The sequence below is a fragment of the Nonomuraea rhodomycinica genome, from assembly GCF_013363995.1.
GTDB classification, from domain to species: Bacteria; Actinomycetota; Actinomycetes; order Streptosporangiales; family Streptosporangiaceae; genus Nonomuraea; species Nonomuraea rhodomycinica.
Genome location: NZ_JABWGO010000001.1, coordinates 2,227,307 through 2,239,469 on the forward strand (window position 1 = coordinate 2,227,307; position 12,163 = coordinate 2,239,469).

The following is a 12,163-nucleotide window of genomic DNA, read 5'->3' on the forward strand; positions in this document are numbered from 1 at the left end:
ACCATGGCTCGATACGCGCTCCTGATCCTGCCCTCCCACAACCGCGTCTACGGCGAGAGCTCCGTCCGGCTGACCCGCTCCGAGCTGGCCGTCTTCAGCGAACGGGCGCTGGAGGGCGCGCTGACCGGCATCGGCGAGACGCGCATCGGCGGCCTGCCGTACGTCACGTTCGAGACTCCTGAGCCGCTGGACGGCGACGACGTCGCCCTGCTGTCCAACCTCTCCTCCGTCTACGCCCTGTTCGCGGTCGAGGGCGAGCTGCTGCGCCCGCTGGACATGCGGCCCCTCGACCGGCTGAGCAGCGACCTCCTCACGATCCTCAAGTACGCGGGCAAGACCAACGAGCACTTCACCAAGCTGCTGCTCAACGTGACCGTGCTGGCCTCCGACTTCCCGCTCGGCGGCAAGCTGGCGGTGTTCGACCCGATGTGCGGGCGCGGCACGACGCTCAACCAGGCGCTCATGTACGGCTACGACGCCTACGGCATCGACGTGGACGGCAAGGACGTCGAGGCGTACACCGGCTTCATCAAGACGTGGCTGCGCAACAAGCGGCTCAAGCACACGGCCGAGACCGTGCCGGTGCGCCGCGAGCGGGCGCTGGTCGGGCGGCGGCTCAACGTCGAGTTCGCGCTGTCGAAGGAGGCGTACAAGGCGGGCGACACGCAGCACGTCTCCGTGGTCAACGCCGACACCCTGCGCGGCCGGGAGTTCTTCAAGCCCCGCTCGTTCGACGTGATCGTGACCGACGCCCCGTACGGCGTGCAGCACGGCAGCCACGGCGGCCGGGGGGCCGGCAAGGGGCTGTCGCGCAGCCCCCTGGAGCTGATCGCCAAGGCGGTGCCGGTGTGGGCGGAGCTGCTGCGTCCCGGCGGGGCGCTGGGCCTCTCGTGGAACACCTACGGCGGCGGCCGGGACGAGCTGGCCGCGATCCTCGCCTCGGCGGGGCTTGAGGTGGCCGACCTGCCCGAGTTCGAGCACTGGGTCGACCAGGCGATCGTGCGCGACCTGGTGGTGGCCCGCAAGCCCTGACCGGCGCCCGCGAGCCCCTCACAGAGGCGCCGCCCAAGCCCTTTCCGCGAGTTCTACGAGGTCTCTACGACGTCTACGAGTTCTACGAGGCGAAGACCGCCAGGGGGCGGGCCGTGCGGCCCTGCTCCTCCACCAGCGCCAGCAGCTCGCCATCCGGTCCGAACACGCCGATCGGCCCGGCGCCCAGCCCGGCCGCGGGCAGCCGTCCGCCGTGCCGCACCAGAGTGGCCTGCTCCGCCGTCACGTCGCGCCGGGGGAAGGCCGCCGCGACCGCCTCGCCGATGGGCAGCACGACGCACTGCTCCGCCAGCTCGTCCAGGGTGCGCGCCATCGACAGGTCGTACGGGCCGACCCGCGTGCGGCGCAGGCGCGTCAGATGACCGCCGACACCCAGCCCCGCCCCCAGGTCGCGGGCCAGGGCCCGGATGTAGGTGCCGCTGGAGCAGGTGACGACGGCGTCCACGTCCACCACGTCGTCGTGGGCGCGCACGTCGAGCACCTCGAAGCCGTACACGGTGACCGGGCGGGCGGCCAGCTCCACCTCCTCGCCGGCGCGGGCCCGCTTGTAGGCGCGCCGCCCGTCCACCTTGATCGCGCTGACCTGCGGCGGGATCTGCATGATCTCGCCGGTGAGCGCGGCGACGCCCTTGTGCACCTCGGCCGCGGCGACGCCGGCGGCCGAGGCCGTGGCGGTCACCTCGCCCTCGGCGTCGTCGGTGTTGGTCGAGACGCCGAGCCGCATGGTCGCCGTGTAGACCTTCTCGGTCAGCGCCAGGTGGCCGAGCAGGCGGGTGGCCTTCTCCACGCCCACCACCAGCACGCCCGTCGCCATGGGGTCGAGCGTGCCCGCGTGGCCGACCCGGCGCGTGCCCGCGAGGCGGCGCATCCGGGCCACGACGTCGTGCGACGTCCAGTCGGCGGGCTTGTCGACGATGATCAGGCCACTGTCGGCCATTCAGACCTTCCCCAAGAGTTCGCGGAACCTCGCCATGGTCTTCTCGACGCCGTCGTGCGAGGTGAAGCCGGCGGCGTTGTGGTGGCCGCCGCCGCCCATCGCCGTGCACACCGCCCCGACGTCGACGGCGCCCTTCGAGCGGGTGGACACCTGCCAGGCGCCCTCGTCGTCCTCCTTGCAGACGACCGCGACCTCCGCCTCGTCGGCGCGGCGCACGATGTCGATGACGCCTTCCAGCTCGCTGTACGGCAGGCCGTACGCTGCCCGGTCCACGCGCGTCACGTACGTCCAGACCAGGCCGTCCTCCAGCGTCACCCGGTCGAGGGCGGCGGCGAGCACCTTGAGGTAGCCGAACGGTGACCGGTCCCACAGCTCGCGGGCGATCTCGTCGGTGCGCAGTCCGGTGGCCACCAGGCGGGCGGCCATCTCGTGGGCGGCCGGCGAGGTCGAGGAGTGGCGGAAGGAGCCGGTGTCGGTCACCAGGCCCGCGTACAGGCAGGTGGCGATGTCACGGTCCAGGGCGCCGCCGAGGCGGTAGATGAGCTGCTCGGCGATCATGGCCGTGGCCGCCGCCTTGGGGGCGATGAGGCCCAGCGTGCCGAACCCCTGGCAGGAGGGGTGGTGGTCCACCACGATGAGCTCGCGGGCGGCGGCGGCGTTCGCGCCGAGCAGGCCGAGCCGGCTCGCCGACGCCGAGTCGAAGGTGATCATCAGCTCGGGGGCGGCCGGGTAGTCCTGGGGCGGGCTCAGCATCTCCTGGCCCGGCAGGAAGCCGAGCAGGCGCGGCACCTCGAACGTGCGGTCGCCGAACGATGCGACGACCCGCTTGCCCAGCGAGCGCAGCACGAAGGCGGTGGCCAGCATCGAGCCGAGCGCGTCGCCGTCGGGCGACACGTGGCAGGCCAGCGCGACCTCGTCGGCGCGGGCGATCAGCTCGACCGCGCGTTGCCAGGCCGCCTCGGGGACGCCGTCACCCACGGGGTCTCCTCCCAGCGGATGCCCGCCCGGCGAGTCTCCACCACTCGCCGGACCACCATCCGCCACGACTCCGCCGGCCACAACGGCTCGGCCACCCGCCACGACATCACCCGCCGCGGCATCTCTCGCCACGACATCGCCCGTCGCGGCATCTTTCGACACGACATCGCTCGACACGACATCCCTGGACACGGCATCCCTGGACACGGCATCGCTCGACGTGACTCCGCCCCGAGCTTCGCCGCCGGTCGCGGCGCCGTTCGCCCATTCGCCGCTCGCTGCGATCCCGCCCACCACGGCCTCACCCGCCGCGACTCCATCCGGCGCGACTCCATCCGGCGCTTCACCGCCCGCCGCAGAGGCGTTGGGCGCTTCACCGCCCGCCGCGGTGCCGTTCGGGGAACCGCCGCCCGCCACGGTGCCGTTCGGAGGACGGCCGCCCGCCACGGTGCCGTTCGGAGAACTGCCGCCCGCCACGGTGCCGTTCGGAGAACTGCCGCCTGTCGCGGTGCCGGTTCTCGGAGGGGACGCCGTCCCGTCCGGGACCGTACGAGTGCCCGGCGCGGGCGGGACAGGTGGCGGGTCGAGGCGGTCGGCGCGGGCCGGTACGCCCGGACGCGACGACAGGGCGGAAGACCCGCCCCGGTCGGAACGCCCACCCCGATCGGGAGGCTCCGTACGGACCCGAACCTCCAGGCGGCCGGAAGCCTCCACGCGTCCAGAAGGATCCACGCCTCCGGAAGGATCCACGCGTCCTGAGGACTCCACGCGTTCGGCGGGATCCGTGCGGGCGTGCACGTCGGGCCTCACGGCGCCGGGTGTCCCGCCTGGTCGTCCTCCTCCTCATCGGCCTTCTTGTAGGGGTCGGCCTCGCCCGCGTAGGAGGCCCCCTCGGCCCTGCGCGCGACCTCGGCGTCCTTCGCCCGGGCCGCGTTGATGAGGCTGTCGAGCTGCCGCGCGCTGTCGGGCAGCGGGTCGTGCTTGAACGTCAACGTCGGGGTGAATCGCACGCCCGTCTGCCTGCCCACCTCGGACCGGATGATGCCCTTGGCGCTCTCCAGGGCCGCGGCGCTGTCGGCGCGCTCGGCGTCGGAGCCGAACACCGTGTAGAAGACCGTGGCCTCGCGCAGGTCGGCGGTGATGCGCGTGTCGGTCACGGTGACGAAGCCGAGGCGCGGGTCCTTGATCCGCCGCTCCAGCATCTCGGCGACGATCTGCTGGATGCGGTCGGCGAGCTTGCGCGCTCGCGCTGCGTCCACCATGTTCGCTCCCCCTCACGCACGACGTCCGTCGTGCAGTCGTTCAGTCTTCGTCGTTGTAGAGGCGCTGCCTGGCCGACAGCAGCTCGATCTCGGGCCGGAACGCCACCAGCCGCTCGCAGGCGTCCATCACCTCTTTGCAGTTGCCCGCTGAGGCGGAGACCACCGCGATGCCGACCTCCGCCCGCCGGTGCAGGTCGAGATGGCCGGTCTCGGCCACGGCCACGGCGGGGAAGCGTCGTTGCACCTCGGCGACCAGGGGACGCACGACGGAGCGCTTCTGCTTCAGCGAGTGGACGTCGCCGAGCAGGATGTCCAGGGTAAGAGCACCCACATACATCGTCTGAGACCACCGCTTGTGCTGGTGAGTGAAGCGCACGCCGGGCCTGCTGCGGTGGGGACCAGGCCCGGGCGTGCGAGAGGCGCTCGGCGGATGGTCCGCCGAGCGCCCGGCCGCGTGTCTACGCGCGCGGCTTCTCCCGCATCTCGAACGTCTCGATGACGTCGTCGATCCTGATGTCGTTGTAGCCGACACCGATACCGCACTCGAAGCCCTCGCGGACCTCGGTCGCGTCGTCCTTGAAGCGACGCAGCGACGAGACTGTGAGGTTGTCCGCCACGACGACGCCGTCGCGGATGATCCTGGCCTTGCTGTTGCGCACGATCAGACCCGAGCGGACCAGCGAGCCGGCGACGTTGCCGATCCGCGGCACCTTGAAGACCTCGCGGACCTCCGCCGTGCCCATCTGGACCTCTTCGAACTCGGGCTTGAGCATGCCCTTGAGGGCCGCCTCGATCTCCTCGATCGCCTGGTAGATGACCGAGTAGTAGCGGATGTCGACGCCCTCGCGCTCGGCCAGGTCACGGGCCCGGGGCTCGGGCCGGACGTTGAAGCCGATGATGACCGCGTTGTCGTCGGCGACGGCCAGGTTGACGTCGTACTCGGTGATCGCACCGACGGCGCGGTGCAGGACACGGAGCCTGACCTCGTCGCCGACGTCGATCTTGAGCAGGGCGTCTTCCAGGGCCTCCACCGAGCCGGACACGTCACCCTTGATGATGAGCTTGAGCTCGTCGACGCGGCCCTTCTCGAGGTCGCTGAACAGCTCCTCGAGGGTGCGGCGACGGCTCGACTTCGCCATGTCGGCGCTGCGCTTGCGCGCCGCGCGCTGCTGGGCGATCTGGCGGGCCATCCGGTCGTCGGTGACGACGATGAAGTTGTCACCGGCGCTCGGCACGGCCGTCAGACCCATCACCAGGACCGGACGCGACGGCGTGGCCTCCTCGACCGCGTCGCCGTTGTCGTCGAGCATCGCCCGGACGCGGCCGAAGGCCTCGCCACAGACGATCGAGTCGCCGACGCGCAGCGTGCCGCGCTGGACCAGGACGGTCGCGACAGGGCCGCGGCCCTTGTCGAGGTGCGCCTCGATCGCGATGCCCTGGGCGTCCATCGTCGGGTTGGCGCGCAGGTCGAGCTCGGCGTCCGCGGTCAGCAGGATCGCCTCGAGGAGGTTGTCGATGCCCGTGCCGTTCTTCGCCGAGATGTCGACGAACAGCGTCGAGCCGCCGTACTCCTCGGCCACCAGGCCGTACTCGGTGAGCTGGGCCCTGACCTTGTTGGGGTCGGCGCCCTCCTTGTCGACCTTGTTGACCGCGACCACGATCGGCACGTCGGCCGCCTGGGCGTGGTTGAGCGCCTCGATCGTCTGCGGCTTCACGCCGTCGTCGGCCGCGACCACCAGCACCGCGATGTCCGTGGACTTCGCGCCTCGGGCACGCATGGCGGTGAACGCCTCGTGACCCGGGGTGTCGATGAAGGTGATCTTGCGCTCTTCGCCCTCGTGCTCCGTCGCGACCTGGTAGGCGCCGATGTGCTGGGTGATGCCACCCGCCTCGCGCGCCACCACGTTGGTCTTGCGGATCGCGTCGAGCAGCTTCGTCTTACCGTGGTCGACGTGACCCATGACGGTCACGACCGGCGGACGCGCGGCCAGGTCGGCCTCGTCGCCCTCGTCCTCGCCGAACTCGATGTCGAAGGCCTCGAGAAGCTCGCGGTCCTCCTCCTCCGGGCTGACGACCTGGATGTTGTAGTCCAGCTCGGTGCCGAGGATCTGCAGCGTGTCCTCGCTGACCGACTGGGTCGCCGTCACCATCTCGCCGAGGTGCAGCATGATCTGCACGAGCGAGGCGGGGTTGGCGCCGATGCGGTCGGCGAAGTCGGCCAGCGAAGCGCCGCGCGGCAGCCGGATGGTCGCGCCGTTGCCGCGCGCGACCTGCACGCCGCCGATCGACGGCGCCGACATGTTGTCGAACTCCTGGCGCCTCTGACGCTTGGACTTGCGGCCACGCGCCGGACGGCCGCCGGGACGCCCGAAGGCGCCGGCCGTGCCGCCACCGCGACCGCGGCCACCGCCGCCGGGACGACCGGCGAAACCGCCGCCGCCACCGCCGGGACCACCCGTCGTCGTGCCGGGACGGCCACCGCCGCCACCGGGACGACCGGCGAAACCGCCGCCGCCACCAGGACGACCGCCACCGCCGCCGGGACGGCCACCGCCGCCGCCACCCGGACGCCCACCGGGGCCACCGGGACGGCCGGCGCCGCCACCGCCGGGACCGGCGGGACGGCCCTGCGGCATCATCATCGGGTTGGGACGCGGACCACCGGGACGCGGGCCACCCGCACCGGGGCCCGGACGCGGACCTGCGGCGCCGGGCGGACCCGGACGCGGGCCCGGAGTCGGCCTGCCCTCGCCGCGGCCCTGCGGCGGACGCGGCATCGCGCCGTCACGCGGCGGCCCGTCACGACGCTCACGCTGGCCGGGGCCGCCCTCACGCGGGCCGCCCGGACGCGGCGGACGGGCCTGGCCCATGCCGCTGGCGTTGGACGAGAACGGGTTGTTGCCCGGACGGGGACCACGCGGGCCCGGCTTGGGACCGGGACCGGGACGCGGACCGCCACCAGAGGAGCCGGCCGGAGCACCGGGACGCGGGGCGCCGGGGGCGCCGCCACCGGTGGCACCGGGACGCGGCGCGGGACCCGGCTTCGGGCCGGGACGAGCCGCGGGACCCGGACGCGGGCCCGGGGTCGGGCGCGTGCCCGCCTCGAAGCGCGCCTGCGGGGCGCCGGACGTCTCGCCGCGCGCCGCCTCGGGCTGCTGCGGCTGCTGCTGGTGGGGCATGGGAACCGGCGGGCGAGGCGTGCCGCCCGCGGGGCCCGGACGCGGACCCGGCCTGGGGCCAGGACCCGGACGCGGGGCCGTGGGGACCGGCGCCTCGGCGGCGCCGTTGCCGGCCTGGCTCTCGGCCGGCCGGGGAGCAGCCCTTGGCGGCTGCGGCTTGGACGACGAACCGCCGCCCCTGGAGGACCCACCCTTGGATGCGCCCAACGCTTCGGTGAGCCGCCGGACCACCGGCGCCTCGATGGTGGAGGACGCCGAACGGACGAACTCCCCCATCTCCTGGAGCTTGGCCATGACGACCTTGCTCTCGACTCCGAACTCCTTAGCGAGCTCGTATACCCGGACCTTCGCCACTGCACTCCCTTACTCGGCCCGGGAGGCTGGCTGTGCCGTCCGGACCGTCGTTACCTTGACGTCTTCATCGCCGCGTGCTCATCAGGCGCTCATAGCAATCTGACTCCGCCCCATCAACTCGGCGTCCTACATGACATGTCGTGGTCCTCCCTGTCCAGGTGCGCTCGCACGCGCGAGACGTCAAGCGGCCCCGGCACGCGGAACGCGCGCGGAAACGCTCGGCGACGCTCGGCAAGCTCGAGACAACTCATGGCCGGGTGCAGTGAAGCCCCCCGGCCAGGAAGCCGTCCTCGCAGGTCGGGGACCACATGATCCTCGACCCGCACCAAGCGGAGCAGCTCGGACTTGGCCGTGCGAACCCTGCAACCCACACAGGTGCGCTGCGGACCCGCCTGGCCACCATATTCCAGCTTACCGTGTCGACGCATCTACGGAACCGGCGGCATCCTCGGCCTGGGTGTCAGGACGGATGTCAATCCGCCATCCCGTGAGCCTGGCGGCAAGCCGGGCGTTCTGCCCCTCCTTGCCGATGGCCAGCGAAAGCTGGTAGTCAGGCACGGTCACCCGGGCCACCCGCCCGTCGAGATCGAGGACCTCGACGTGGGAAACACGCGCGGGCGACAGGGCATTCCCGACGAACTCCCCGGGATCTTCCGACCAGTCGATGATGTCGATCTTCTCGCCGTGCAGCTCGGTCATCACGTTGCGCACCCGTGACCCCATGGGGCCGATGCAGGCGCCCTTGGCGTTGACGCCGGGCTTGCGCGACCTGACGGCGATCTTGGTGCGGTGCCCGGCCTCGCGGGCGACCGCGGCGATCTCCACGGTGCCGTCGGCGATCTCCGGCACCTCCAGCGCGAACAGCTTCTTGACCAGGCCCGGATGCGTGCGCGACAGCGTGACCGAGGGGCCCTTGTGGCCCTTCTTCACCTGCACCACGTAGGCGCGGATGCGCTCGCCGTGCACGTAGTCCTCGCCGGGCACCTGCTCGTTGTGCGGCAGCACGGCCTCGATCTTGCCGAGGTCGACCAGCACCACGCGCGGGTCCTTGCCCTGCTGGATCACGCCCGAGACCAGCTCGCCCTCGCGGCTGGCGAACTCACCGAAGTTGATCTCGTCCTCGGCGTCGCGCAGCTGCTGCAGGATGACCTGCTTGGCGGTCGTCGCCGCGATCCGGCTGAAGTTGCCCGGAGTGTCGTCGAACTCGCGGACGACCTCGCCGTCCTCGTCCAGCTCGGCCGCCCAGATCGTGACGTGCCCGCTCGTGCGGTCGAGCTCGGCGCGCGCCTTGGGCGCCGCGCCCTCCGTGCGGAAGTAGGCGATCAGCAGCGCGTCCTCGATGGCCTTGACGACCAGGTCGAAGGAGATGTCCTTCTCCCTCTCCAGGCTGCGCAGGACGCTCATGTCGATGTCCACGAGGCTCCCCCCTTAGCCCTCGTCGCCGTCATCGTCGACGTCCGCGTACGCGTCGTCCGCGTCGTCGTCGTCGAACCGGCGGAACTCCACCTGCACCCGTCCGCGGGCCAGGTCCTGATAGTCGAGCCGGCGGGCGGTGCCGTCGACCACGAGGTCGACGCCGCCGTCGTCGGCGGAGCGCACCCTGCCCTCCACCACGGTCCCGTCCCGCAGCTCCGCCTTCACCAGCCGCTTCGCGGCGCGCCGCCAGTGGCGCGGCTCGGTCAGCGGGCGGTCGACGCCCGGCGAGGAGACCTCCAGCGTGTAGGCCGACTGCCCCATCACGTCGGTGTCGTCGAGAGCTTCCGAGACGGCCTGGCTCACGTCGGCGATGTCGTCGAGGCTCACCCCTCCGTCGCGGTCGACGATCACGCGCAGCAGGCGGCGCCTGCCCGCCTGTGTGACCGTGACGTCCTCCAGGTCGAGGCCCTCCGCGCTGACGACGGGCTCAAGGAGCTTCATCAGGTGGTCGCGGGGTGACGCGCTGCCCATATCGACCTCCCCTATTGTCATGTCTCAGCCGGGCGGACCTCGCCTCTGGCTCTCGTGGCTCTCCGCCGTCTGGCCGCTCAGCCAGCGACGACAGTTGACACCCTATCTGTAGGAGGGCGTCCAAAGAGCGCCAGTCGGCGTGGACGCACCCTGAGCACGGCCGAGCGTACGAGCCGGGGGCGACGGCTCCGTCACCGGCCCCCGTCACGGTGCCGGGAAGGCGCGGCCGGAGCGGCGGCGCGGGGACACGGGGCGACCCGGCACGGAGTCCGCGGGGAGCCGGCGGGGACGGACCGCGGCGTCGCCGATGACGGAGCGTGAGCCTCGCCGACGGCGGATCGCGGGTGTCGCCGCTTCCGGATCGCCGGGGTCGCCGACGGCGGATCGCGGGCGTCGCCGCTTCCGGATCGTGGGCGGCGCCGGTGGCGTACTGTGCGCGTCGCCGATGGCGGACCGTGGGCCTCGCTTGACGGCGGGCAGGGTCGCGAGCCCGTACGATGCTACGTGCGTCCGTAGTCCGGAGGGCTACTCGCGTCCCGTCCGCGGCGCGCAGGACCGGCCAGGTCCCGTCCCGCCCGGCGGGCTCCTCACGTCCAGCCGTGGCCCATGGGGCTGCGTACGTCCGCGTCCTGGAGGTTCCTTCCCGTGGGCCCTTCCCTCTCCCGGCGAGCCGCGCTGGCGGGCGGAGCGGCCGCGGTGGCGCTCACGGGGTGCAGCGGCGAGGACGGCGCCGGTCCGGCGCGGCCGGCCGCCGAGCCGCCGGAGCTGGTGCTCGCGCGGGAGCTGATCGCCGACAAGGAACGCGTCATCGGCCTGTACGCCGTGCTGATCGGCAAGGGGGCCGGCGCCCTGGCGCCCTTCCGCGACCGGCACCAGGCCCACCTGGCCGAGCTGCGCCGCCGCTTCCCCGCCGCGGCCTCCCCCGCGCCCGGCACCGGCACCACGCCGTCCTCGGGCGCCCCGTCCTCCGCCGCCTCGTCACCGGGCGCTCCCACGGCCGGGGCGGCCAAGGTGTCGCTGTCGTCGCTGCGCGAGATGGAACGCAAGGCGGCCGCCCAGCGCGTCCGCCGGCTGTCGGGGATCGCGCCCTCGATGGCGCAGCTCGTCGCCAGCATCGGCGCCTGCGAGGCGGCCCACGCCCTGGCCCTGCCGAGGTCCCTGTGAGCCGCGCCGCCGACGTGCGCGTACGGCCTTCCGGCATGGGCGACGCGAGGCGCCCTGCGCCGGTCGGTGGGAGCCTCCCCCGGGCCCTCGGTGGGAGCGGCCCGCCGGCCGTCGCGCCGAGGCACCCCGCGACCGTCGGCGTGAGCCGCCCGGTGGCCGTCGGCGTGAGCCTCCCCCGGGCTGTCGGCGTGAGCCGCCCGGTGGCCGTCGGCCTGGGGCGCCCAGCGGCCGTCGAGCTGGGTTGGCCTGTGGCCGTCGGCCTGGGGCGCTCTGTGGCCGTCGGCGCGAGGCGCGCGGCCGGCATCCCCTTGAGCCGCCGCGCCGACGTCGGCGCGGGACGCGCTGCCGGGTCCGCGGAGGACGCCCTGGGGACGTCCCTGGCGGACGCCCTCGTCGAGGCGTCTGTGAGAGGAGGAGGTCGTCGTGAGCGGTGACGTCGAGAGGCTCGGCAAGGCGCTGGCCGCCGAGCACGCCGCCGTCTTCGCGTACGGGCTGATCGGCGCGCGCACCAGCGGGACGCTGCGGACCAAGGCCGCGCGGGCGTTCGACGCGCACCGCGCCCGCCGCGACCAGCTGCGCACGCTCATCACCGCCCGCGGCGGGCGGCCCGCCGAGGCGGAGGCGTCCTACTCCCTCCCCCTCGTCCCGTCCACACCGGCCGACGCCGTGCGCCTGGCGGTGCAGATCGAGACCGGCATGACGGCCGCCTACCTGGAGCTGGTCGCCGCCGATGACGCGGCGCTGCGCAAGTACGCGGCGCTGGCCATGCAGGAGGCGGTGGCCCGCTCGTACGCGTTGCGCCCCGCCGTCGGGACGGCCTTCCCCGGCATGCCGGGCGCCGCGTCCCCCGCGCCCTCGCCCGCATCCCCGCCCGCGTCGCCGTCCACGCCCACGGGCGGTTAGGTGTCTGCACCGCGAGTGCGGCCCAGGAGGGGGCGGCTCGGGGTGTCCCCGCCGAGCCCGGCGTCTCGTCTCATCGCGGCCGAACGCCCGGTGCCGCCGGCCTCGTCCCTCTGAAGTCGCCTGGCCTTGCACTGCCGTCGCCCCTCGGAGCGTCTTCGCGCCCGATCCGCATCCGATCCGTGCGATAACGGGCCCCGGAGCCGCGGCGGGCTCCGGCGCCGTGATCGGGCGGTCCTGAACGAGGCGCCGGAGAGCCTGTGACGGCCCGTACGGCGGCGCCGAGGCCCGGATGCGTCTCGGGGTCCGGGAGGGTCGCACGGCGCCCCTGAACGCCCGTAGGAGCGCGGGACGCCTCGCCCTGCACGGCCGCCGCGGGCCCGGGTGGCCCA

At 73.3% G+C, this 12,163-nt stretch carries 11 protein-coding genes; 3 read left to right on the forward strand and 8 right to left on the reverse strand.

Annotated elements, in window-relative coordinates; genetic code table 11:
• Nucleotides 1-3 precede the first annotated feature (3 nt).
• Nucleotides 4-1,032, forward strand: coding sequence for a TRM11 family SAM-dependent methyltransferase (locus HT134_RS10195; protein WP_175599878.1), 1,029 nt, complete (start codon nucleotides 4-6; stop codon nucleotides 1,030-1,032).
• An 82-nt stretch (nucleotides 1,033-1,114) separates the two neighbouring features.
• On the opposite strand, the gene truB is transcribed toward HT134_RS10195, so the two are convergent.
• The 8 genes from truB to rimP form a co-directional block, all read right to left on the reverse strand.
• On the reverse strand, nucleotides 1,115-1,987 hold the full coding sequence (gene truB, locus HT134_RS10200; RefSeq protein WP_175599879.1) for a tRNA pseudouridine(55) synthase TruB: 873 nt from the start codon (nucleotides 1,985-1,987) through the stop codon (nucleotides 1,115-1,117).
• Entirely contained in the window at nucleotides 1,988-2,965 is a 978-nt protein-coding gene (locus HT134_RS10205) for a DHH family phosphoesterase (protein ID WP_312888053.1), read from the reverse strand.
• 806 nt (nucleotides 2,966-3,771) lie between these two features.
• Nucleotides 3,772-4,227 (reverse strand): 30S ribosome-binding factor RbfA, encoded by a 456-nt coding sequence (rbfA, locus tag HT134_RS10210; RefSeq protein WP_175599880.1) that lies wholly within the window; start codon nucleotides 4,225-4,227, stop codon nucleotides 3,772-3,774.
• A 40-nt stretch (nucleotides 4,228-4,267) separates the two neighbouring features.
• Nucleotides 4,268-4,564 (reverse strand): DUF503 domain-containing protein, encoded by a 297-nt coding sequence (locus tag HT134_RS10215; protein WP_175594401.1) that lies wholly within the window; start codon nucleotides 4,562-4,564, stop codon nucleotides 4,268-4,270.
• 121 nt (nucleotides 4,565-4,685) lie between these two features.
• Nucleotides 4,686-7,760, reverse strand: coding sequence for a translation initiation factor IF-2 (gene infB / locus HT134_RS10220; protein WP_175599881.1), 3,075 nt, complete (start codon nucleotides 7,758-7,760; stop codon nucleotides 4,686-4,688).
• A gap of 113 nt (nucleotides 7,761-7,873) precedes the next feature.
• A complete protein-coding gene (locus tag HT134_RS10225; RefSeq protein WP_175599882.1) occupies nucleotides 7,874-8,188 on the reverse strand; it encodes a YlxR family protein in 315 nt (104 codons plus the stop codon).
• Nucleotides 8,172-9,176, reverse strand: a complete 1,005-nt coding sequence (gene nusA / locus HT134_RS10230) for a transcription termination factor NusA (RefSeq protein WP_253766187.1) — start codon at nucleotides 9,174-9,176, stop codon at nucleotides 8,172-8,174. The genes HT134_RS10225 and nusA overlap by 17 nt, the downstream gene beginning before the upstream one ends.
• A 12-nt stretch (nucleotides 9,177-9,188) precedes the next feature.
• A complete protein-coding gene (gene rimP, locus HT134_RS10235) occupies nucleotides 9,189-9,707 on the reverse strand; it encodes a ribosome maturation factor RimP (protein WP_175599883.1) in 519 nt (172 codons plus the stop codon).
• A gap of 645 nt (nucleotides 9,708-10,352) precedes the next feature.
• Between rimP and HT134_RS10240 the strand changes: the two genes are divergently transcribed.
• Both HT134_RS10240 and HT134_RS10245 read left to right on the forward strand, forming a co-directional pair.
• Nucleotides 10,353-10,871, forward strand: a complete 519-nt coding sequence (locus HT134_RS10240; RefSeq protein WP_175599884.1) for a hypothetical protein — start codon at nucleotides 10,353-10,355, stop codon at nucleotides 10,869-10,871.
• Between the two features lie 423 nt (nucleotides 10,872-11,294).
• Complete coding sequence (locus HT134_RS10245) at nucleotides 11,295-11,774, forward strand: ferritin-like domain-containing protein (RefSeq protein ID WP_175599885.1); 480 nt, start codon at nucleotides 11,295-11,297, stop codon at nucleotides 11,772-11,774.
• The last annotated feature ends 389 nt before the right edge of the window (nucleotides 11,775-12,163 follow it).